A 22,554-nucleotide genomic window follows, 5' to 3' on the forward strand; every position below is an offset into this window, starting at 1 on the left:
TACCATATAGCGCGCATGCCGGAAAAGTGTGAGCGGTTTTCCGATCAGCATGCGCGCCAACAAAAAAAGGCAGACCCCATTTTGGCCCCGTCAAATGCCATGGGGTCTGCCACTCTTGCGCCGCCCGCCAACCGCGCTACCTTGTCCCCAAGTGCGGATGGCAACCATCCGTGAAGACCAAGACGGAACAACGGTGGACATTCTCAACAGCGCGATCCCCGCGCCCTCTCCCGGCCCCCCCCAGGGCCTCCATGCCCCCCGCCGCGCCGCTCGCGGCCTTTATGGCGCGCTCGACCTCGGCACCAACAACTGCCGCCTCCTCATCGCCCGCCCGGCGCAGGACAGTGGCGGCCACGAAAGCTTCCAGGTGATCGACGCCTTCAGCCGCATCGTCCGCCTGGGAGAGGGGCTGATGGCCAACGGCGCCCTGTCCGATGCCGCGATGGACCGCGCCGTCGCCGCGCTCGCCGTCTGCGCCGAAAAACTCGCCCGCCGCGGCGTCGGCCATGTCCGCTCCGTCGCGACGGAGGCCTGCCGCCGCGCCACCAACGCCGCCCACTTCGTCGCCCGCGTCTATGCCGAAACCGGCCTCGCGCTCGATGTCATCTCCCCGCGGGAGGAAGCCCGCCTCGCCGTCCTCGGCTGCCAGACCCTGATCGACCCCACCGCCCGCCGCGCGCTGGTGTTCGACATCGGCGGCGGCTCCACCGAGGTCGTGCTGGTGAAACGGCGGGACGATGGCTTCACCACCCAGGGCTGGGTCAGCGTCCCCTGGGGCGTCGTCTCGCTCGCCGAAACCGAGCTGCACGACGCCGGAGACGCCCCCGCCCGCACCGCCGCCTATGCCCGCATGAAGGCCCGCGTCGCCTCGCACCTCGGCGGCCTCTCCCGCCAGATGCGCCGCGACGTGCAGCTGCTCGGCGCGTCCGGCACCGTCACCACGCTGGCCAGCCTCAACATGGGCCTGCCGCATTACGATCGCCGCCAGGTCGATGGCGCCTGGGCCGATCCCGCCGCCATGCGCGCGCTCGCCGCCCGCCTCGCCGCCCTCTCACCCGCCGAACGCGCCGCCGTCCCCGGCATCGGCGCCGACCGCGCTGACCTCGTCGTCGCCGGCGCCGCCATCCTGGAGGCCGTGATGGACAGCAGCCCGCACTCCCCCCTGCGCGTCGCCGACCGCGGCCTTCGCGAAGGCATCCTGCGCGCCATGATGGCCCGGCCATGAGCGCCGGCGGCAAAGGCGGCGGCAAAAGCGGCGGCAGCGGCGGCAGTGGCGGCGGTGGCTTGGGCGGCCGCAGCCAGGGCGGCCGCGAGCGCGTCCGCACCGCCCGCGGCCGCAGCGCCTCCTCGGTCCGCTGGCTCGACCGGCAGCTGAACGACCCCTATGTCAAACGCGCCCAGGCCGATGGCTACCGCGCCCGCGCCGCCTACAAGCTCCTCGAGCTCGACCAGCGCTTCGGGCTTTTGCGCGGCGTCAACCGTGTCGTCGATCTCGGCGCCGCCCCCGGCGGCTGGAGCCAGGTGGTCCTCCGCGCCCGTCCCCAGTGCAGCGTCGTCGGCATCGACCTGCTGCCCGTCGAACCGCTCGCCGGCCTCACCTTCCTGCAACTGGATTTCCTCAGGGAGGACGCCGCCGAACAGCTCGAGCTGGCCTTGGGCGGCGCCGCCGACCTGGTCCTGTCGGACATGGCCGCCAACACCGTCGGCCACCACGCCACCGACCACCTGCGCACCATGGCGCTGGTGGAGGCCGCCGCCGGCTTCGCCGCCACGATATTGGCCCCCGGCGGCGCCTTCGTCGCCAAGGTCCTCGCCGGCGGCGCCGAATCCCACCTCGTCGCCGAACTCAAACGCCAGTTCGCCTCCGTAAAACACGCCAAACCCCCCGCCAGCCGCAAGGAATCCAGCGAAACCTACGTCATCGCCCAGGGGTTCAAGGGCTGAGCAAAGACAACATCACCTTTGGACCATGCGCCGACCCCGCGCACATGCATACCGGCACGCAGGCGTTCCGGACGTTTCTGGCGAAGACCCGGTCACCGGCCCTTGCGTGCCACTCAATTGCAGCAAATAGGCGGCGGCGCAAAAGCACCGACCTCTGATTTGTTATGGATTCAGCATACGCAGTTTTCGGTGACGCTATGCAGACATAGGAGATGTTCGCTACTGGAGCATTGCAGAAGCAACGCACCATTCCTGATTAGTAGTTGAGGCGGTGGTTGCTCACGATTTCTGTGCCGGGCGCTCGCCTCGCGCCCGCTGGTTTCATCGGCAAGTCACGGATCGTGAGCAGGTAACACAGCGCTTCCATCGCAAACGTGCATTTCGCAAAGTGCTTGAATTGCTTTTCGTTGGCCGCGCTAAAATGCCCATGCGCCACTTTCGACCGAAATTTGGTCGCTTGCACCAGGTCGTCGATGATCGTTTCCCCGAACGCATTCTCGCCGAAGCGCTTCCGCACACTGGCGACAAGTCGGTTGAAGCGCTGCGCGTTGGTTTCAGTCTTCAGCTGGCCACGTATTACTCCCTTCACACGATCTTTGAATTCACCATGGCCAAGGCGGTCCGCTTCAGCGGCGGCAACACTAGCGATCTTATCGATGTCATGCGCGCTGACGACTACAGCAGAGTCTGCGCCGGGAATTTCCTCGAGCCATTTGCAGGAGGTCAGCAGTCTTTCCGACGAGATTACATCGCGCATTTTGAATGCCATCATCATCAGGCTGGCCGAATTTTCCCAAGCCTCGTAGCGCTCAATCCAAACCCTGAGACAATCGATAAAGTGTGCTAACTCTTTTTTATCGCGGACATGCGTGAATGCACGCCCAACGCATAGGCTGCCTGACGGCGGTGGCGTTTCCGACCAGATATAGTTGATGACGTGATCGCCGATGTAGGTCTGCGCCTCAATTGCCTTCATGTAGTTTTCGAAGGACACACGCGACACCTCTATTTTTGACGGTACAAAATTATGCCCGAGCGCTGCCGACATAAAGCGCACGATGCAATCGACCCAGGGCAAGTAGCTGCGGATCGTGACCGGTTCATCAAACTCTAGCGAATAGCGAACGCCGATCGTGGTGGCGCGCTTGAAATCACTATTGCCCGAAGCTGCGTACCAAGCGCTGACCTGCATCAGGCCGACCTTGAGCTTAAAGATTGTCGAGTCTGGGTGCTTGCCGACTTTAGCCTCAGCCATCGCATTGAACGTCTTGCTGTGGCGTAGCAGATCGTTCGTATGGGCGATATCAAAGCTCACACGGCGGATCGGATCGTCCTCTTTCCACTCATCCCGACCCACGATCGCAATACTCGCTCCAATCGAGCAGTTGTAGGAGGAAAGTTTGGGCTCCGTGAGATCATAATTCATGCCTATGCTCTTATAGATATCATGCATAGTTACGAAACAGTTGTTCTCCAACCGAAGAAGGATACTTTCTTCCTTTAGGAAAAATGGATCGTCCAACTGATGCAGACGAGCATTGATATTTGACTTTTCGATGCGAAAAATACCGTTCAGATTTTTGCCGCTGGTCAATTCGCGACAAAAATACTCGCGGCCAATTTCTAGGTCGTTGCGTGCCATCGGCCGGTCTTAAACATCCCAGCCGCATACACCAAGGTGCTCGGGGAGTGGCAACCTTGCATGACGCGAAGTCGTAGGTCGCCGCAAGCGATGTGAAGCTTTCCGGAGCAGACGCTGGTTGAGCGAATGACGCACTTCTTCAACCAACGTCAAAAAACCATCCGTCGGCAAACCGACGCCGAGGCGAGGTCAAATTGGGGATAGGCTTGAATCGGCGCGCAGACCCTACTCAAAAAAACAGCGTCCTCGTCAAACCCCCTCACGCCGCAATGGCCAGCCTAACCCCCAGCGCCTTCATAACCCGCAGCAGCGTATCCAACGTGGGATTCCCCTTGTCGCCAAACGCGCGATACAGCGCCTCCCGGCTGATGCCGCTCTGCCGCGCCAGCTCGGACATGCCACGCGACCGGGCAATCGCCTTCACCGCCCGCAGCAGCTCCTCGGGCGTGCCATCTTCCAGATAGGCATCCAGATAGGCGGCAATGTCCGCCGGCGTGTTCAGCACCTCGGCGGCATCCCACGGCTTGGTTTCGATCGCCATCGTCAAACCTCCTTCGCCATCAAGATCGCCCGGTCGATGTCACGCACCTGGCTCTGCTTGTCGCCACCACACAGCAGGATGACAACAACCTGACCGCGCACCGTGAAATAAACCCGATACCCCGGGCCGAACGTAAACCGCAGTTCGCTCACGCCGCCGCCAACGGACTTGGCATCCCCGAAATTGCCGTCCACCAGCCGGTCAAGGCGTTTTGCAATCCGCGCCCGCCCCTGCACATCCTTCAACCCAGTCAGCCAGTCGATGAATGCGCCCGTCCGCCTGACCTCAAACATGTGACTTATAATACACATTCGCGCGCATCAATCAAGCCATCTGAGAACCGATGACTAAGTATAAGGTTTTGACAATCATCACCGTCGTCGCCCTCAGCAATCGGGCAAACCCCTACCCCGCCCCAAAGAGACTGTTTGAGAAATCGTTCAGGCCGTCGGCGAAAATGGTGATTTGCGAGCACCGAAGCGCAGCGACCTTGATGGTCGTGAGCATCGGAGCACAGCAAATCGCCATTTGCAGCCCGGCATGGGCGATTTATCAAACAGTCTCTAAACCAGCGTCTCCGCCTCCACCCGCCCTTCCCGGATCGCATCCACCAGCGCCTCATGATCCCGCGCATTCTGCTCGGCATACCCCATTGCGAACCGCGCCATCGCATCGGCGAACCCGTCCCCCTTCCCCAGGTATCCGCTGATCACCGCCGCGTCCGCGCTCCGCTTGTGCGCCCGCGCCAGCGCCCAGCCGCACGCCCGGCCATAGCGCGCCAGGTTCGCCGGCTTCATCACATTCACGTCCGCGGACACCTTCGAATCCCGCAGCTGCCGCACATAATAATGAAAATCCTCGCTTTTCGTGATGCCCAGGAACACGTCGCTCGCCGCCTGCATCAGCCGCTGGCCGAACACCACCCGCTCGCCATGATGCCTGAAATGCCCCCGCCCCTGATAGGCCTCCAGCACCGAGGCCCGCGCTTCCTTGAACTGAAGGAACAGCGGATCGCCATTGCCGGACGTCAGCAGCACGATGCCGCAGCGCGTCCCCACGCTGCCCACCCCCACCACCTTCATCGCCACATCCACCACCCGGAACCGGTCGAACAGCAACCGCCGCTCCGGCGCCAGATTGTCACGATACCGCGTCAGCATCACCTCCGCCTTCGCCCGGAAATCCGCGTCCCGCTCGAAATCGGCATCGTGGAAGATCAGCGGCGGCGCCTCCTTGATGCGCAGCGCACCGTCCTTCACCTCGGTCAGCTTGCTGAACTGGTGCAGGTTCGGGTCGCGCCCCGCCTCTTTCCGCAACCGCGCCTGGTGCAGCCGCCGAAGGTCATCATCGCTGGTGTCGGCGATCAGCTCCTCCAGGTCGATCCACTCATAGAAAGCCTTCAGGATCGGCATCGCGCCATACCGCCCCATATGGTCGCGGTAACTGTCCGCCGCGCTCCACGCCGCCGCCGCCTGCGCCACCGCATCGAAGCCCCGGTCGGCCGCCGCGATCGCCAGGCTGGCGCACAGCCGCTTCACGTCCCACTCGAACGGGCCGATGCTCGCCTCGTCGAAGTCGTTGATGTCGAACACCAGGTTGCGCTCCGGCGTGGCAAACCCGCCAAAGTTCATCAGATGCGCGTCCCCACAGATCACCGGCTTGATGCCGGCATCGGCGCTGCCGTGCAGGTCATGCGCCATGATCGCCGCCGCGCCCCGGTAAAAGGCGAACGGGCTGGCCACCATCCGGCCATAGCGGATCGGCAGCAGCGCCTCCACCCGCCCGGCGCTGTTCGCCTGCAACAGGTCGATGGGATCGGCGCGGTCGGCCCGCACCCGATAATCGCCCAGCCCCTTGCGCGGCGCCCGGGCCCGCAGCGCCCGCCCCATCGCCGCCCGCTCAGCGAGCGGCTTCAGGAAACTGGCGGACGAAAGCGCCTCGGCCTTCTTCATGCTCATGCTCCTGCCGACGGCCGCGCCGCCACCCGCTCCCGCCACCCCGGCAGCCAGCTGGCGCCCGTCGGGATCGGCTGCCGCACGGTCGCCCCGAACTGCACGAACGCGAACAACAGGATATCCGCCAGCGTGAAGCGCTCGCCACACACCCAGGTCCGCCCCGCCATCAGCCCGTCCAGCCACAGCAGCTTCTCCGCCGCGATGGCCTTCAGCTCCGCGCCGGCCTCCGGCGTCACCAGCGTCATGCGCGGCGCGAACAGCGGCCGGCCCTCGGTCGCGCGAAAGCCGTTCGCCATCGGCTCCAATATGTAGAGGTCGATGCGCCGCATCCACATCCGCGCCTCCGCCCGTTCCGCCGCCGTCCGCCCGATCAGCGGCGGCTCGGGGTGCAGCTCCTCCAGATATTCGGCAATCGCCGTGATTTCGCAGATCACCGCGCCATCGTCGGTCTCCAGCGCCGGCGTCCCGCCCGCCGGGTTGCGCGCCACATGCGCCGCCTGCCGGTTCTCGCCCTTCAGGATGTCCAGCGTCACCGTCTCGATGGCCAGGCCTTTTTCCGCCATCACCATCCGCACCACATGCGGGTTCGGCCCCACGCTGTCATAGAATCTCATCGCTTTCTCCCTTCCCCACAGGATGCGGCGCGCGCCGGGGGTTGGCAAGACCGGCGCCGGCTCGCATGAAGGCGGCGATGACCGACCGCCTGCCCCGCCAGCATTTCGCGCTGCTCTTCGTCGCGCTGCTGGTCACCGCGGCGGGCAACACCGCGCTGCAAACCGTGCTGCCGGCCATCGGCCGCCAGATCGGCATCCCCGATCTCCTCGTCGCCCTCGTCTTCAGCCTGTCGGCCCTGCTCTGGACTTTCAGCGCCCCCTTCTGGGCAGAGGCGTCGGACAAGCGCGGCCGCCGCCGCCTGATGCAGGTCGGCGTCGCCGGCTTCGGCGTCTCGATGCTGCTCTGCGCCAGCATCATCGTCGCCGGCCTCAACGGCATCTTCGCCGCCGTCACCACCATGATCCTGTTCACGCTCGCCCGCGCCATCTTCGGCATCTTCGGCTCGGCGGCGTCGCCCGCCAGCCAGGCCTATGTCGCCAGCCGCACTTCGGAAGGTGAGCGCACCACCGCGCTCGCCACCCTCTCCAGCGCCTTCGGCCTCGGCACCATCCTCGGCCCGGCGATCGCGCCGCTGTTCATCATCGCGCCGCTCGGCCTCTCCGGTCCGATGTTCGGCTTCGCCCTCATCGCGTTCGCCGTCCTCGTCGCGCTGCAACTCGGCCTGCCCGATGACGACCCCACCCATGCCATCCACCTGACGCGCGGCTATGCCAGCGGCGCGTCCGTCGCCATGCCGTCGGTCGGCGGCGCGGCCCCCGGCGCCAGCATCACCGCCGCCGGAGAGGCCACCCGCCGCGGCAAGCGTGAGCGCCTCAGCGTCCGCGACCCGCGCGTCAAACCCTTCATGATTTTCGGTTTCACCAGTGGATCGCTGCAGGCCGTCGCCGGCCAGACGCTGGGCTTCCTGGTGATCGACCGCATCCAGGTGCCGCCCGCGCAGGCACCGCAATTCCTCGCCATCATCTTCATGGCCGGCGCCGGCGCCACGCTGCTGGCGCAATGGGGCCTGATCCGCATGCTGCGCCTCAACCCCTCGCAACTGATGCGCTACGGCACGCTGCTCGCGGCGCTCGGCACGCTCTGGATCGCCTTCGCCGCCGATTTCCACGCCCTCGTCATCGCCTATGCGCTCGCTTCGCTCGGCTATGGCTTCGCCCGGCCCGGCTTCACCGCCGGCTCCTCGCTCGCCGTCGGACCGGAGGAGCAGGGCGGCGTCGCCGGCGCCGTCACTGCGGTCAACGGCGCCTGCTTCATCGCCGCGCCCTTCGTCGGCATCGGACTCTACGAACTCATCCCCACCCTGCCCTACGAGCTCGGCGCCGCCGGCCTCGCGGCGCTGCTGATCTACGCCTGGCGCAACCCCGTCCTGCGCGCCAGCGCCGCCCACCGCGAACCCTTGGCCGACGTCGAACAACCATGATGGCATGTTCCACGTCGAACATGGAACCGATCAAGCCCTGATCAGCCAGCCCTTTCGCTGCATCGTCCGCAACGGCACCGTGCACAGCGCCGTCGCCACCACCGCGAACAGCAAAGACGCCCAGGGCAGCGGCAGCCCCGTCGCCGCAAACGGCGCGAACGCCAGCTCCCAAAGTTTCACCACCCCGTCCGGCTTGCGCACCAACACGGCCAGCAGCAGCATGTGCAGCACATAGAGCGTCAGCGCCGTCTGCCCCAGCAACAGCAGCCAGCGCGCCACCGCCATCCCGCCAACCCGGCCCCAAACCCGTCGCAACCCCCACCAGAACAAAAGCCCCAGCCCCGCCGTCACCAGCACGAAACTTCCCGTCCACAGCGCCTTGTTCACCGGCAGCACCAGCGCCAGCGCCAGCCCCGCCAGCAGCAACGCCGCACCCGCCGCCAGCAACCCGCCATCGCCCATCCCGCCGCGCAGCGCCCGCATCACCGCCACGCCCAGCAAGCCCGACGCCAGCGCCGGCAGCGTGGACAGCACCCCTTCCGGATCCCAGGTCCCGCGGAACACCCGGCCGGGCAGGAAGTGCCGGTCGAACCAGCCGCTCCACCCCATGCCCGGTGCCAGGCTCGGCAGGACTTCCCCCGGCGCCGGCACGAACAGCAGCAGCAGGCTGTGCGCCAGCAGGATCAGCGCCGCCACCCCCGCCGCCGGCCGCCATCCCGGCGCCGCCCGCATCAGCAGCGCGCAGCCCAGGTAAACCAGCGCGATCCGCTGCAACACGCCCGACGTCCGGATGTCGTGAAACTCGAACCGCGGCCGGATCAGCCACGACAGCAACACCCCCAGCGCGAACAGCACCAGCACGCGCCGCAGGATGGCCGGCCATCGCGGCGACGTTTGTCCGTCCAGCGCCAGCGGCACCGACAGCCCCACGATCAGCAGGAACCAGGGAAACACCAGGTCCGCCAGCGTCAGCCCGTCCCATTCGGCATGCGCCAGCCAGGGCAGCACATGCGCGGGGGAGCCCTGCACATTCACCAGCACCATCAGCACCACGGTCAGCCCGCGAAACGCATCCAGGCTTCCGTCCCTCGTCATGCCAGCAGGATCTGCCACCCCGGCCGCTCCGCCAGGAACGCCACCAGCCCCAGCGCCTCCACCCCCGGCGGCAGGTCGGCGGCGCGCAGGCCGTGCGCGTCCATCGCGCTCTGGCACAGCCCGATCCACACCCCGTCGCGCCACAGCATGTCCAGCGCCGTCGCCACCTTCGCATTGCCCAGCGCCCCCGCCGCGCCCTCCTTCAACAGCATCGCCACGCCGCGATCCATCGCGTTCAGCGTCGCCGCCAGCTCGACCGCGGCGGCAAAGCGCGGCCCCGGTGCCTCGGTCACGATCATCGCCACCCCGCTCATGCCGCCCCGCTCATGCCACCCCCCCATGCGCCGGGCAGGCGGGATCGCGCGGCACCCGCAGCGTCCGCTGCCGCTGCCCCAGCGCATCGTAGAGCAGAAGCTTCCCAAGCTGCGGCTCGCCGAACCCCAGGATCAGCCGCATCACCTCCAGCGCCGCCATCGCGCCGACCACCCCCGCCAGCGCCCCCAGCACGCCCTCGTCGGCGCAGGTGCCGCCCTCGCGCTCGGCGGCATCACCGGCAAAACAGCGCCAGCAGGCAGCATCGCCCAGATGCCCGGCGAACACCCCCAGCTGCCCCTCGAACGGGCCGATGGCCGCCGCCACCAGCGGGATGCCCAGCGCCACCGCGGCATCGCTCACCGCGCGCCGCGTCGCAAAATTGTCGCAGCCATCGGCGATCACATCATGCCCCGCCAGCATCGCCCGCGCGTTCGCCTGCCCCAGCCGCGTCGCCCGGGTCGCGATCCGCACATCGGGGTTCAGCGCCGCCAGCCGTTCCCGCGCCACATCCACCTTGTGCCGCCCCACGTCCGCCGTCCCGAACAGCGTCTGCCGCTGCAAATTGCTCAGGCTGACGGCATCATCGTCGATGATGCTGATGTTGCCCACCCCCGCCGCCGCCAGATAGGTCAGCATCGGCGAGCCCAGCCCGCCCGCGCCCACCACCGCCACCTTCGCCGACAGCAGCCTGCGTTGCCCCTCGCCGCCCACCTCCCGCAGCACGATATGCCGGGCATAGCGGTCGAGCTGCGCGTCGTTCATGTCCGTCCGGTCGAGCCGAACCCGCCCGCGCCGCGCGCCGTGTCATCCAGAGGCGCCACCCGCCACGCTGCACGCGTCACCGGCGCCAGCAGCAGCTGCGCGATCCGCATGCCGCGCGTGATGGTGAAGGGCGTGTCGGAAATATTGGCCAGGATCACCTTCACCTCGCCGCGATAGTCGCTGTCGATCGTCCCCGGCCCGTTCGGCACGATCAGCCCGGCATTCAGCGCCAGGCCCGAGCGCGCCCGCACCTGCACTTCATAGCCCGCCGGCACCGCCATCCGCAGGCCGGTCGGCACCGCCGCCCGCGCGCCGGGCATCAGCACGAAATCCCCCTCCACCGCCGCCACCGCATCCATTCCCGCGGCCCCTTCGGTGGCATAGGCCGGCAGCGGCAGGCCCAGCCCATGCGGCAGCACCTCCACCGCGATCTCAACCGAGCTCATCAGCGATCCCCGCCGCCAGCCGCGCCGCCACATCGGCCTTCGGCATCTCGTCCCAGCTCTCCACGCCGCCGGCGCGCACTACATGCACCCGGTTGTTCGCCCCGCCCATCACGTCGCCCGACACGTCATTGGCAACGATCCAGTCCGCGCCCTTCCGCTCGAGCTTCGCCCGGGCATGCGCGATGACATCGTCGGTCTCCGCCGCGAACCCCACCACCAGGCGGGGTCGCGCCGGCCCCGCCGCCGCAACGCTCGCCAGGATATCGGGATTCTCCACCAGCCGCAGCTGCGGCGGGCCATCCCTCCCCTTCTTCAGCTTGCCGGCGGCCGCCTCCACATGCCAGTCCGCCACCGCCGCCACCATCACCGCCACATCGGCGGGCAGCGCTCCCATCGTCGCCGCCAGCATCTCCCGCGCGCTCTCCACATCCACCCGCGTCACGCCCGCCGGCGTCGGCAGCGCCACCGGCCCCGCCACCAGCGTCACCCGCGCCCCCAGCGCCGCGCACGCCGCCGCGATCGCAAACCCCTGCCGCCCGGAGGAACGATTGGCCAGATAGCGCACCGGATCGATCGCCTCATGCGTCGGCCCCGCCGTCACCACCACATGCCGCCCCGCCAGCGCAGGCGCGTTGAGCGCTTCTCTCCCCTCCCCTTCAGGGGAGGGGCCGGGGGTGGGGCCGGGGGTGGGGACGAGCGCAGCAAGGGCCGCCTCGATCGCCTCCGCAATCACCCCCACCTCCGGCAACCGCCCCGGCCCGAACTCGCCGCACGCCATCGCGCCGACATCCGGCTCCATCACCGTCACGCCCCGCGCCCGCAGCGTCGCCACATTCGCCACCGTCGCCGCATGCTGCCACATGCGCACATTCATCGCCGGCACCGCGAACACCGGCTTGTCGGTCGCCAGCAGCAGCGTGGTCGCCAGGTCATCGGCGATGCCCGCCGCCATCCGCGCCAGCAGGTTCGCCGTCGCCGGGCACACCACCACCAGATCGGCCTGCCGGCTGAGCTGGATATGCCCCATCTCCGCCTCGTCCTTCAGGCTGAACAAATCCTCATACACCGGCGATTCGCTGAGCGCCGCCAGGCTCATCGGCGTCACGAACTGCTTCGCCGCCGCCGTTACCACCGGCGTCACATGGCCCCCCCGCGTCCGCACCAGCCGGATCAGCTCCAGTGCCTTGTAGGCGGCGATCCCGCCGCCCACGATCAGAAGAATGCGCCTGCCCTGCATGGCCCACGCCTTACGCGCCGAACGCCGCCGCGCCAAGCAGCCCCAGCAACACCCCCAGCGCGACGCCCATCATGGTCGCCCCCCAGGCGAACGGCCGCCGCACCGGCAGCGGCGGCAGCGGGATCGTCGGCGGCGCCGCGCCATCGGGCGGCAGCAGCCGCTCCGCCCGCCGCAGCAGCGTCGGCAGCCGCCTGAGCGTGCCCAGCCGTTTCAGCAGCCCGTCCGCCAGCGCCGCCTCCGGCCCCAGCTCGGCGCGGATCCAGTCGCGGATATAGGGTTCGGCCGCCGCCCACATGTTCACCTCGCGGTCCAGCGCCAGCGCCACGCCCTCCACCATCACCATCGTCTTCTGCAACAGCAGCAGGTGCGGCTGCACCCCCATGTCGAAACTGCGCGTGATCGCGAACAGCCCGTCCAGCAGGTTGGCGATGCTGATATCCTTGGCATTCTTGCCGCGAATGGGTTCCCCCACCGCCCGCAGCGCCGTCGCGAACTCCCCCACATCATGATGCGGCGGCACATAGCCCGCCTCGAAATGAATCTCCGCCACCCGCGCGTAATTGCCAACAAGAAGCCCGTAGAGGATCTCCGCCAGATAAACCCGCGCCCGCCGATCCAGCCGCCCCATGATGCCGAAATCAATGAGCACCAAAATGCCATCGGGGCGGACGAACAGATTGCCCTGGTGCAGGTCGGCATGGAAAAAACCGCTGCCGATCGCCTGCCGCAGGAACCCGCGCACCAGGCTCGTCGCCAGCGCCTTGCGGTCGATCCCCGCCGCCTCGATGGCGGCAACATCCGTCAGCTTGATGCCCTCCACCCATTCCAGCGCCAGCGTCCGGCGTGTCGTCCATTCCCAACGCACCGCCGGCACCATCACCCCGGGTTCGCCGCGCACCGCATCCGCCAGTTCGCTGGCGTTCCCCGCCTCGCGCCGCAAATCCAGCTCCGCCAGCGTCCATTGCCGGAAGGTCGCGATCACCAGCCGCGGCTTCAGCCGCGCGAACTCGCCGCCCAGCCGCTCCAGCTGGGTCGCCGCCCAAGCATAGTCCGCCAGCGCCGCCTCGAACTGCGCCTCCACGCCGGGCCGCAGCAGCTTCAGCGCCACCACGCTGCCATCATGGGCCACCGCCCGATGCACCTGCGCGATGGAGGCGGCGCCGACCGGCGTTTCATCGATGGAGGCGAAATGCACCCGCCAATCACCCCCCAGCGCCCGGTCGAACGCCGCCGACACCTCGTCCCACGGCGCCGGCGGCAGCGAATCCTGCAACCGCAGCAGATCGCGCGCCACATCCGCGCCGATCAGGTCGGGCCGTGTCGCCAGCGCCTGCCCCAGCTTGATCGCCGCCGGCCCGCACGCCTGCAATCCACCGGCGAAATCGGGTTTCGCCGGCGCACCGGCGCCGAACCGCAGCAACCGCGCCGCCACCCGGCCGGCCAGCGGTACATCAGCATGCCCCTCGAACGGGCGCAGGGCCCCGCGCGCCGCCAGCCGCCGCAGGTCGCCCAGCAGGCGCAGCCCATGACGCAGGTCAGCCAGCAACTACAGCTTCCACCCCGAGTGGATCGCCACCGCGCCGCCCAGGATCGGCGTCACCGCGACGCGAGAGAAGCCCGCGGCGCGGATCATGCCGGCAAACGCCTGCATGTCGGGAAAACGCCGGATGGACTCGATCAGGTAACGGTAACTTTCCGCATCGCCCGCCACCGCCTGCCCGATGCGCGGCACGACATGGTGCGAATAGGCATCGTACAGCTTCGCGAACCCCGGCCATTCGCAGGTCGAGAATTCCAGGCAGAAGAAGCGGCCGCCATATTTCAGCACGCGGTGGATGTCGCGTAGCGCCGCCGGGATGTCGGTGACGTTGCGGATGCCGAACGCGATCGCCGCCGCATCGAAGAAGGCATCGTCGAACGGCATCGCCTCGGCATTGGCGGCGCGCCAGGTCAGGCCCGCGATGCCGCGCTTGGCCGCCCGTTCCTCCCCCACCGCCAGCATGTCGGCATTGATGTCCGCCACCGTCACCGAAGCGCCGGATGTCGCCAGCCGGAAGGCGATGTCCCCCGTGCCGCCCGCCAGGTCCAGGATCGCCTCCCCGGCGCGCGGCCGCACCCGGCCCACGAAATCATCCTTCCACAACCGGTGCGCCCCCGCGCTCATCAGGTCGTTCATGATGTCATAGCGCCGCGCCACCGACGAGAACACCGCCCCCACCTTCGCGGTCTTCTCGGCGGGGGTCACATCGGCATAGCCGAAGCTCACGGTTTCGGGCGTGCTCATCTCCTTGCCTTAGCCGAGGCCACGAAGGCGGGGAAGGGCGCCCGCGTCGCAGGGCCTATGCGGCAAGCTTCCGCAGCACATAGGGCAGGATGCCGCCGGCGTAAAAATACTCCACCTCGTTCGCGGTATCGATCCGGCACAGCGTCTCGAACGAGCCCGCGCTGCCATCCTCCCGCACATAATCCACCACCAGCGTCTGCCGCGGCTTCAGCTCGGCCATGCCGCGGATGGTGAAGCGTTCCCTGCCCGTCAGCCCCAGGCTCGCGGCGCTGTTGCCCTCCAGATGCTGCAACGCCAGCACGCCCATGCCGATCAGGTTCGACCGGTGGATGCGCTCGAAACTCTCGGCGATCACCGCGCGCACGCCCAGCAGGGTGGTGCCCTTCGCCGCCCAATCCCGGCTGCTGCCGGTGCCATATTCCTTGCCCGCCAGGATCACCAGCGGCGTGCCGGATTCCTTGTACTTCATGGCCGCGTCATAGATCGCCATCACCTCGCCGGTCGGCAGATAGGTGGTCACGCCGCCCTCCGTCCCCGGCGCCAGCTGGTTCCTGATGCGGATGTTGGCGAAGGTGCCGCGCATCATCACCTCATGGTTGCCGCGCCGCGCGCCATAGCTGTTATATTCGCTCTTCGGCACCTGCCGCTCGCTCAGGTAACGCCCCGCCGGCGAATCGCCCTTGATGCTGCCCGCCGGGCTGATGTGATCGGTGGTGATGCTGTCCCCCAGCACCGCCAGCGCGGCGGCCTCCACCACATCCACCACCGGCGCCGGCGTCATCGTCATCCCCTCGAAATAGGGCGGGTTCGCCACATAGGTGCTGGACGGGTTCCATTTATAGGTATCGCCGCCGGTCACCCTTATGCCCTGCCAGTGCGCGTCGCCGTCGAACACATTGGCATAGCGCGCGCGGAACATCTCCGGCGTCACCGCGCTCGCCACCATCGCGCCCACCTCGGCATTGGTCGGCCAGACATCGCGCAGATAAACGGGCTGGCCATCGCTGCCCGTGCCCAGCGGCGCCTGCGTGATGTCGCTGCGCATCGTGCCGGACAGCGCATACGCCACCACCAGCGGCGGACTGGCGAGATAGTTCGCCTTCACATCCGGCGACACGCGGCCTTCGAAATTGCGGTTGCCGGAGAGCACGCTCACCGCCACCAGGTCATTGCCGTTGATCGCCTCGCTGATCGGTTCGGGCAGCGGCCCCGAATTGCCGATGCAGGTGGTGCAGCCATAGCCGACCAGGTTGAACCCCAGCGCATCCATGTCGGCCGTCAGGCCACTTTTGTTGAAATAATCCGTCACCACCTGGCTGCCCGGCGCGAAGCTGGTCTTCACCCAGGGCTTCGGCCGCAACCCCAGCGCATTTGCCTTGCGCGCGACCAGCCCGGCCGCCACCAGCACATTGGGGTTGGAGGTGTTGGTGCAGCTGGTGATCGCCGCGATCACCACATCGCCATGCCCCAGGTCATGCGCGCCGCCGCTGACCGCCACGCGCCGCTCGCTGTCGTCGGCCTTTTTGTAACCGCCCGCCAGTTCCAACTCGAACGCCTCGTCCGCATCCCCCAGCAGCACCCGGTCCTGCGGCCGGCGCGGGCCCGCCAGGCTCGGCATCACGCTTCCCAGGTCCAGCTCCAGCGTGTCGGTGAACACCGGGTCCGGCGTCTGCGCATCGCGCCACATGCCTTGTGCCCGCGCATAGGCCTCCACCAGCGCGATCCGGTGCGCATCGCGCCCGGTCAGCCGCAGATAGTCGAGCGTCTTGGCGTCCACCGGGAAGAAGCCGCAGGTCGCGCCATATTCCGGTGCCATGTTGGCGATGGTCGCCCGGTCGGCGAGCGTCAGCGCGTCCAGCCCCGGCCCGAAAAACTCCACAAAGCGCCCCACGACCCCCTTCTTGCGCAGCATCTGCGTCACGGTCAGCACCAGGTCGGTCGCCGTCACCCCCTCGGCCAGCGTACCGTGCAGGCGGAAGCCGACCACCTCGGGAATCAGCATGGACACCGGCTGGCCCAGCATCGCCGCCTCCGCCTCGATCCCGCCGACGCCCCAGCCGAGCACGCCCAGGCCGTTCACCATCGTCGTATGGCTGTCGGTGCCGACCAGCGTGTCCGGGTAGGCAATATGCGCGCCGTCGGCCGCCTCGCTCACCCACACCGTCTGCGCCAGATATTCCAGGTTCACCTGGTGGCAGATGCCCGTCCCCGGCGGCACCACGCGGAAATTGCGCAGCGATTGCGAACCCCAGCGCAGGAACTCATAGCGTTCGATGTTGCGGGCATATTCCAACTCCACATTGTTGCCGAACGCCTGCGGCGTGCCGAACTCGTCCACCATCACGCTATGGTCGATCACCAGGTCGACGGGCACCAGCGGGTTGATCTTCTGCGCGTCCCCGCCCAGCTTCGCCATGGCGTCGCGCATCGCCGCCAGATCGACGACCGCCGGCACCCCGGTGAAATCCTGCATCAGCACCCGCGCCGGCCGGTACTGGATCTCCTGGTCGCTCGTCCGCGTCGCCTGCCAGCTGGAAATGGCCTTCACATCGTCAACGCTGACCGTCACCCCATCCTCGAACCGCAACAGATTCTCCAGCAGCACCTTCATGCTGAACGGCAGGCGCGACACATCCCCGATCGCCCCCTGCGCCGCCTGCAGGCTGAAATAATCATAACGCCGCCCCTCCACCTCCAGCGTCCGACGGGTGTTCAGCATGTCGTGGCCAAGCGCGGTCATCGGAGGTCCTTACATCGATAAAAGGCAAGGCGCGGTCATAAGACGAGCGCGCCACAGGGGCAAGCAGAAGGCTGGCTCCGAATAGACTTAGCGACAGAGCAACCCCGCCAGATACCCCCCCGTATAACTCCTGCTCGCTCCCGCCACCATCTCCGGCGTGCCCTCCGCCACCAGCATGCCGCCGCCGCTGCCGCCCTCCGGCCCCATGTCCAGCACCCAGTCGGCGGTCTTGATCACCTCCAGATTATGCTCGATCACCACCACCGTATTGCCCTGCTCCACCAGCGCGTGCAGCACCTCCAGCAGCTTGCGCACATCCTCGAAATGCAGGCCCGTCGTCGGCTCGTCCAGGATATAGAGTGTCTGCCCGGTCGCCCGCCGGCTCAGCTCCTTCGCCAGCTTCACCCGCTGCGCCTCGCCACCGCTCAGCGTCGTCGCCTGCTGCCCCACGCGGATGTATCCCAGCCCCACCTCCGCCAGCATCGCCAGCCGGTCGCGGATCGGCGGCACAGCCTGAAAGAGGCTGACCGCATCCTCCACCGTCATGTCCAGCACATCGGCGATGCTGTGGCCCCGGTGCTTCACCTCCAGCGTCTCGCGATTGTAGCGCTTCCCATGGCAGACATCGCAGGTGACATAGACGTCGGGCAGGAAGTGCATCTCGATCTTCAGCACGCCGTCGCCCTGGCACGCCTCGCACCGCCCGCCCTTCACGTTGAAGCTGAACCGCCCCGGCTTGTAGCCGCGCGCCAGGCTCTCCGGCAGCCCGGCGAACCAGTCGCGGATGTGCGTGAACGCGCCCGTATACGTCGCCGGGTTCGACCGCGGCGTGCGGCCGATCGGCGATTGGTCGATGTCGATCACCTTGTCCAGATGCTCCAGCCCCTCGATGCCGTCATGCGCGCCCGAGACGATGCGCGCCCCGTTCAGCGCCTTCGCCGCGGCGGCATAGAGCGTGTCGATGGTGAAGCTGCTCTTGCCGCTGCCCGACACCCCGGTCACGCAGGTGAAGGTGCCCAGCGGGATGCCCGCCGTCACCCCCTGCAGGTTGTTCGCCCGCGCGCCCCGCACCGTCAGCCGCCGGCCATTGCCCTTCCGCCGCACCGCCGGCACGGGCACGCTGCGCCGGCCCGCCAGATAATCGCCGGTCAAACTCTCCGGCGCATTCAGGATGTCCGCCAGCGTCCCCTGCGCGATCACCCGGCCGCCATGCTCGCCGGCGCCCGGCCCCATGTCCACCACATGGTCGGCGGTGCGGATGGCATCCTCGTCATGCTCCACCACCAGCACGGTGTTGCCCAGGTCGCGCAACCGCCGCAGCGTCAGCAGCAGCCGGTCATTGTCGCGCTGGTGCAGCCCGATGCTCGGCTCATCCAGCACGTAGAGCACGCCCGACAGCCCCGACCCGATCTGGCTCGCCAGCCGGATGCGCTGCGATTCCCCACCAGAGAGCGTCCCTGAATTGCGGTTCAGGCTGAGATAGCCCAGCCCGACATTCACCAGAAACCCCAGCCGCTCGTTGATCTCCTTCAGGATGCGAACGGCGATCTCGTTCTGCTTGGCCGTCAGTTTTTCGGACAGCCCGCTGAACCAGCCAAAGGCATCGGTCACGCTGCGGTCCACCCCCTGCGCGATGCTCTCGCCGGCGATCTTCACGCACAGCGCCTCGGGCTTCAGCCGCGCGCCATGGCAGGTCTCGCACGGCGCGCTCGACTGGTATTTCGCCAGCTCCTCGCGCATCCAGGCGCTCTCGGTATCCTTGAAGCGCTTGTCCAGATTGGCGATCACGCCATCGAACGCCTTGTTCACCTCATAATTCTTGCGCCCGTCCTCGAACCGCAACGGGATCGCCTTGCCCTTCGTCCCGTACAGGATCGCCGTCCGCGTCGCCTCCGGCAGTTTCACGAACGGCATGTCCACGCTGCCCCCCAGCGCCCGCACCACGCTTGAGAGCACCTGCATGTAATAGGGCGACGGCGGCGACGATTTCGCCCACGGCACCACCGCCCCCTCCGCCAGGCTCAACCCCTCGTTCGGCACCACCAGCCCGGGGTCGAAAAACAGCTTCTCCCCCAGCCCGTTGCAGCTGGGGCAGGCCCCCTGCGGCGCGTTGAAACTGAACAGCCGCGGCTCCACCTCCGGCAGGGTGAAGCCGCTGACGGGGCAGGCGAATTTTTCGGAGAAGGTCAGAATTCTCCCCTCCCGTTGACCTTCGGTCGCCTGCGGCTGAGGGGAGGGGCCGGGGGTGGGGCCGTCCGTCGCCGGCGCATCCACCATCTCCACCACCGCCAGCCCGTCCGCCAGCTTCAGCGCCGTCTCGAAACTCTCCGCCAGCCGCTGTTCCAGCCCCGGCCGCACCACCAGCCGGTCCACCACCACATCGATGTCATGCTTGTATTTCTTGTCGAGCGCCGGCGCCTCCTCGATCTCATACAGCGTGCCGCCGATCCGCACCCGCTGGAAGCCGCCGCGCTTCCACTCCGCCAGCTCCTTGCGATATTCCCCCTTCCGCCCGCGCACCACCGGCGCCAGCAGCATGAAGCGCGTGCCCTCGGCCAACGCCATCACCCGGTCCACCATCTGGCTGACCGTCTGCGCCGTGATCGGCAGGCCGGTCGCCGGCGAATAGGGCACCCCCACCCGCGCCCACAGCAGCCGCATGTAATCATAGATCTCGGTCACCGTCCCCACGGTGGAGCGCGGGTTGCGGCTGGTGGTCTTCTGCTCGATGCTGATCGCCGGAGAGAGCCCCTCGATATGATCGACATCAGGCTTCTGCATCAGCTCCAGGAACTGCCGCGCATAGGCGCTCAGTGATTCCACATAACGCCGCTGCCCCTCGGCATAGATGGTATCGAACGCCAGGCTGGACTTGCCGCTGCCCGAAAGCCCCGTGATCACGATCAGCTGATCGCGCGGCAGGTCGATGTTCACATCCTTCAGATTATGCTCGCGCGCACCGCGAACCGAAATATGAGTCAGCATAAACGTTCTTTAATTGTTCCCTATCGGACGGACAACCCCGCCACCGCCAGCGATTTGGCAATATCGGCAATCGACCGATAGAGCAGCATCGGATCGTCTCGTGTCGGCGTGAATCCGCGCGATGCCCAGAACGCCTGTGCCTCTTCGTCAATGGCATTCACCATCAAGGCGCGGCCACCGATCAATCCTGCGGCCATGATGCTGCGCTGCAGGGCATGCTTCAACAAACCATTGCCGACACCGCAGCCGGCATAGGTTTGATCGACCGCCAGCTGCCCGAGCAAAATGCAAGGCACAGGATCCGGCGGTTGTCCCGTCCTGATGGCGCGCGGGAAGAAGCCGGGCACAACCGCGGTCGGCGCCAAGCCATAAAAGCCGACCACGCGCTCCTGCGCTTGTACAACCATGACCGCCGTGAAGCCCTTCTGTTGGTTGGATACGGCCCGTTCCCGCAGCCAACGGTTCAGCGCCGGCTTGCCGCAGGAAAAAGCGGATACGTCATGGTCGGGCCGGATGGGTTCGGGTAAAGAAACGATCATGCTCAGGGCTCCAACTTTAAAGGAACCGCGCACATGCTCACCCCTATTTTCATTGACAGCGCAAGATCACTGCACCGCAGCTAACCGGAACGACAAGTAACTTACGAAATGGTCATTCATCCTCCCAAGGTGCCTTCCGCGCCAAACGGGATACCAGTTCGGGAACCACAACCGCCTCGCTCTCCAGCTTGGCAACAAAATCGGCAAAAGCTTCAGAACTCATGCGAAGCAAGGTCGATTCCATGATCAACGCCTCCGCACTGCGGACCGCAGCCTCGCGCATGAAATCCGTCCGGCTGCTGCCGCGCAGCCGCGCCGCCCGGTCGATGATCGCAATATCCCGCTGCGGCAGCCGCAACGAAAGCGGATGATCTCGATGGGTGTCAACCTGTGCCATCGCGCTGAAATACACCGCCGTATCGCAAATTACAATACGCCTTGCCTAGCGGCGGATCAGCAGCAGGTCACGCCCGCCCCGCCCTGCCACGAACAGGTCCATCTTCCCATCACGATTGGCATCCACCGCCGCCACATCGAACCCGCGCGCCACCGCCGTCGGCGGCAGCCAAACCTCGCTCACATCCTCGAACCGCGCGCCCCGGTTCAGCAGGATGCGCACCGGCCCGGTCGGGTCCGCGCCGCGCAGGTCGGCCGCCACCCCCACCGTCACCAGGTCGAGCCGCCCATCACCGTCCAGATCGATCGCCAGCGCGGCGATGCTGTTCTCCCGCCGCTGCGGCAGCCGGTCGGTCGCATCCACGAACCGGCCCTTGCCATCGTTCAGCAGCAGCCGGTTCTGCGCCACCGCATTCGGGTTCCACAGCTTCGTATTGGCGAAAAACAGGTCCGCGTCGCCATCGCCGTCGGCATCGAACAGCAGCGCATCGCGCGTCTCCTCCGGCCCCGCCGCCGGCCGCGGCAGCACCTCCGCCGGCGCCAACGCGAACAGGCCCCTGCCGTCGTTCAGATAGATCTGGTTCCGGTCCTCATTCCCCAGCACCAGGTCCGGGTCGCCATCGCCATCCAGATCGCCCGCGCTCACATCCTGCGTGCCGCCATAGGTCGCCGGCAGCCGCGCCACGCTTTCATCCCGGAAGCGTCCCTTGCCCATCCCCATCCACAGGCTGGACACCTTGTCACCGCCAAAGAACAGGTCGGGCCGCTTGTCGCCATCGGCATCGAACGCCGTCACCGCATTCGCCTTCACCCGGTGCCGGATGCGCTCGCTGGCGTCGGTGAAACGGCCCCTGCCATCGTTCAGATACAGCTCCGGCAGCAGGTCATCCTCGTTCGCCACCGCGATATCCAGGTCGCCGTCGCCATCCAGGTCGGCAACCGCGCTCTCCTCGCTGTCGCGCGCCGCCCGGGGCAGCCGGTCGCTGGCATCGCGAAACCCGCCCTTGCCATCGCCCAGCAACAGCCGGTTCGGGTCGCGCTCCATCGCGATCACCAGATCGTCGATGCGGTCGCCATCGACATCGGCCACCACCACGTTCATCGAATGGCCCTGCCCCGGTTTCACCGGCAACCCCGCCGAGGCATCGATGAAATTCGGCACCGGCATCGCCGCGCCGGTCAGCAGCATCGCCATCGCACACGCCCATCGCCGCATCTTCACCTCCCTATCCCGCATCCCGATCCGACACCGCCGGCCCCTCCGGCCGCGTCAGTACGAACAGCGCGCTCGCCCCCAGCGCCAGCGCCTGCACCGCCAGCACCCAGCCCGACACCCCCAGCGCCAGCGACACGCCGAACACCGCTGCCATCGACAGCGCCGACACGATCTTCACCCGCCGAGAGATCGCCCCATGCCGGTGCCAATTCTCGATGAACGGCCCGAACAGCCGGTGCCCCAGCAGCCAGCTATGCAAGCGCGGAGATGAACGCGCGAAGGCGAACGCAGCCAGCAGCAGGAAAGGCGTGGTCGGCAGCAAGGGCAGCACCACGCCGATCGCCCCCAACGACAGCGCGGTCAGACCAAAGGCAATCCACAAGGGGCGTGTCACGCGGTTCTGCTCATGCGCTCCGCCTCTA

General features: G+C 67.3%; 21 protein-coding genes. 3 read left to right on the plus strand and 18 right to left on the minus strand.

Features of this window, described 5'->3' with window-relative positions:
* Positions 1 to 157 precede the first annotated feature (157 nt).
* Both H3309_RS15565 and H3309_RS15570 read left to right on the plus strand, forming a co-directional pair.
* Entirely contained in the window at positions 158 to 1,225 is a 1,068-nt protein-coding gene (locus tag H3309_RS15565) for a Ppx/GppA phosphatase family protein (RefSeq protein WP_182295836.1), read from the plus strand.
* Complete coding sequence (locus H3309_RS15570) at positions 1,222 to 1,944, plus strand: RlmE family RNA methyltransferase (RefSeq protein ID WP_182295839.1); 723 nt, start codon at positions 1,222 to 1,224, stop codon at positions 1,942 to 1,944. The genes H3309_RS15565 and H3309_RS15570 overlap by 4 nt, the downstream gene beginning before the upstream one ends.
* A 256-nt stretch (positions 1,945 to 2,200) precedes the next feature.
* Here the strand turns inward: H3309_RS15570 and H3309_RS15575 are convergent, their stop codons facing one another.
* From H3309_RS15575 to H3309_RS15595, 5 genes are all read right to left on the minus strand, one after another.
* Positions 2,201 to 3,586: a hypothetical protein gene (locus tag H3309_RS15575; RefSeq protein WP_182295842.1), complete on the minus strand. Its 1,386-nt coding sequence runs from the start codon at positions 3,584 to 3,586 to the stop codon at positions 2,201 to 2,203.
* Positions 3,587 to 3,845: 259 nt separating this feature from the next.
* Positions 3,846 to 4,127 (minus strand): addiction module antidote protein, encoded by a 282-nt coding sequence (locus tag H3309_RS15580; protein WP_182295844.1) that lies wholly within the window; start codon positions 4,125 to 4,127, stop codon positions 3,846 to 3,848.
* Between the two features lie 2 nt (positions 4,128 to 4,129).
* On the minus strand, positions 4,130 to 4,420 hold the full coding sequence (locus tag H3309_RS15585; protein ID WP_182295847.1) for a type II toxin-antitoxin system RelE/ParE family toxin: 291 nt from the start codon (positions 4,418 to 4,420) through the stop codon (positions 4,130 to 4,132).
* Between the two features lie 270 nt (positions 4,421 to 4,690).
* On the minus strand, positions 4,691 to 6,079 hold the full coding sequence (locus tag H3309_RS15590; protein WP_182295850.1) for a DUF2252 domain-containing protein: 1,389 nt from the start codon (positions 6,077 to 6,079) through the stop codon (positions 4,691 to 4,693).
* A gap of 2 nt (positions 6,080 to 6,081) precedes the next feature.
* Positions 6,082 to 6,696: a glutathione S-transferase family protein gene (locus H3309_RS15595; protein ID WP_182295852.1), complete on the minus strand. Its 615-nt coding sequence runs from the start codon at positions 6,694 to 6,696 to the stop codon at positions 6,082 to 6,084.
* A gap of 77 nt (positions 6,697 to 6,773) precedes the next feature.
* On the opposite strand from H3309_RS15595, the gene H3309_RS15600 reads away from it, so the two are divergent.
* The gene (locus H3309_RS15600; protein WP_207791526.1) at positions 6,774 to 8,117 is read left to right on the plus strand and encodes an MFS transporter; all 1,344 of its coding nucleotides are present in this window, start codon (positions 6,774 to 6,776) and stop codon (positions 8,115 to 8,117) included.
* 30 nt (positions 8,118 to 8,147) lie between these two features.
* On the opposite strand, the gene H3309_RS17695 is transcribed toward H3309_RS15600, so the two are convergent.
* The 13 genes from H3309_RS17695 to H3309_RS15665 form a co-directional block, all read right to left on the minus strand.
* Entirely contained in the window at positions 8,148 to 9,212 is a 1,065-nt protein-coding gene (locus H3309_RS17695) for an acyltransferase family protein (RefSeq protein ID WP_182295856.1), read from the minus strand.
* Positions 9,209 to 9,553 (minus strand): DsrE family protein, encoded by a 345-nt coding sequence (locus H3309_RS15610; RefSeq protein WP_182295858.1) that lies wholly within the window; start codon positions 9,551 to 9,553, stop codon positions 9,209 to 9,211. Before H3309_RS15610 ends, H3309_RS17695 begins: the two co-directional genes overlap by 4 nt.
* Positions 9,537 to 10,289 (minus strand): HesA/MoeB/ThiF family protein, encoded by a 753-nt coding sequence (locus H3309_RS15615; RefSeq protein ID WP_182295860.1) that lies wholly within the window; start codon positions 10,287 to 10,289, stop codon positions 9,537 to 9,539. The genes H3309_RS15610 and H3309_RS15615 overlap by 17 nt, the downstream gene beginning before the upstream one ends.
* Positions 10,286 to 10,735 carry a dUTP diphosphatase gene (gene dut / locus H3309_RS15620; protein WP_182295862.1) on the minus strand — a complete coding sequence of 150 codons (450 nt, stop codon included), beginning with the start codon at positions 10,733 to 10,735 and terminating at the stop codon, positions 10,286 to 10,288. Before dut ends, H3309_RS15615 begins: the two co-directional genes overlap by 4 nt.
* Positions 10,722 to 11,972, minus strand: a complete 1,251-nt coding sequence (locus tag H3309_RS15625; RefSeq protein WP_182295864.1) for a bifunctional phosphopantothenoylcysteine decarboxylase/phosphopantothenate synthase — start codon at positions 11,970 to 11,972, stop codon at positions 10,722 to 10,724. Before H3309_RS15625 ends, dut begins: the two co-directional genes overlap by 14 nt.
* A 10-nt stretch (positions 11,973 to 11,982) precedes the next feature.
* Positions 11,983 to 13,518 (minus strand): 2-polyprenylphenol 6-hydroxylase, encoded by a 1,536-nt coding sequence (ubiB, locus tag H3309_RS15630; protein WP_182295866.1) that lies wholly within the window; start codon positions 13,516 to 13,518, stop codon positions 11,983 to 11,985.
* Complete coding sequence (locus tag H3309_RS15635) at positions 13,519 to 14,256, minus strand: class I SAM-dependent methyltransferase (RefSeq protein ID WP_182295868.1); 738 nt, start codon at positions 14,254 to 14,256, stop codon at positions 13,519 to 13,521. It lies immediately after the preceding gene.
* Between the two features lie 55 nt (positions 14,257 to 14,311).
* Complete coding sequence (acnA, locus tag H3309_RS15640) at positions 14,312 to 16,996, minus strand: aconitate hydratase AcnA (RefSeq protein WP_182295870.1); 2,685 nt, start codon at positions 16,994 to 16,996, stop codon at positions 14,312 to 14,314.
* An 87-nt stretch (positions 16,997 to 17,083) separates the two neighbouring features.
* Entirely contained in the window at positions 17,084 to 19,981 is a 2,898-nt protein-coding gene (gene uvrA / locus H3309_RS15645; protein WP_182295872.1) for an excinuclease ABC subunit UvrA, read from the minus strand.
* Positions 19,982 to 20,001: 20 nt separating this feature from the next.
* Positions 20,002 to 20,520 carry a GNAT family N-acetyltransferase gene (locus H3309_RS15650; RefSeq protein ID WP_182295874.1) on the minus strand — a complete coding sequence of 173 codons (519 nt, stop codon included), beginning with the start codon at positions 20,518 to 20,520 and terminating at the stop codon, positions 20,002 to 20,004.
* Positions 20,521 to 20,632: 112 nt separating this feature from the next.
* On the minus strand, positions 20,633 to 20,917 hold the full coding sequence (locus H3309_RS15655) for a type II toxin-antitoxin system TacA family antitoxin (RefSeq protein ID WP_182295876.1): 285 nt from the start codon (positions 20,915 to 20,917) through the stop codon (positions 20,633 to 20,635).
* 45 nt (positions 20,918 to 20,962) lie between these two features.
* Complete coding sequence (locus H3309_RS15660; RefSeq protein WP_182295878.1) at positions 20,963 to 22,132, minus strand: FG-GAP repeat domain-containing protein; 1,170 nt, start codon at positions 22,130 to 22,132, stop codon at positions 20,963 to 20,965.
* A 10-nt stretch (positions 22,133 to 22,142) separates the two neighbouring features.
* Positions 22,143 to 22,526, minus strand: coding sequence for a YbaN family protein (locus tag H3309_RS15665; RefSeq protein WP_207791527.1), 384 nt, complete (start codon positions 22,524 to 22,526; stop codon positions 22,143 to 22,145).
* Between the last annotated feature and the right edge of the window lie 28 nt (positions 22,527 to 22,554).

Origin of the sequence: Sandaracinobacteroides saxicola (genome assembly GCF_014117445.1) — a bacterium.
GTDB classification, from domain to species: Bacteria; Pseudomonadota; Alphaproteobacteria; order Sphingomonadales; family Sphingomonadaceae; genus Sandaracinobacteroides_A; species Sandaracinobacteroides_A saxicola.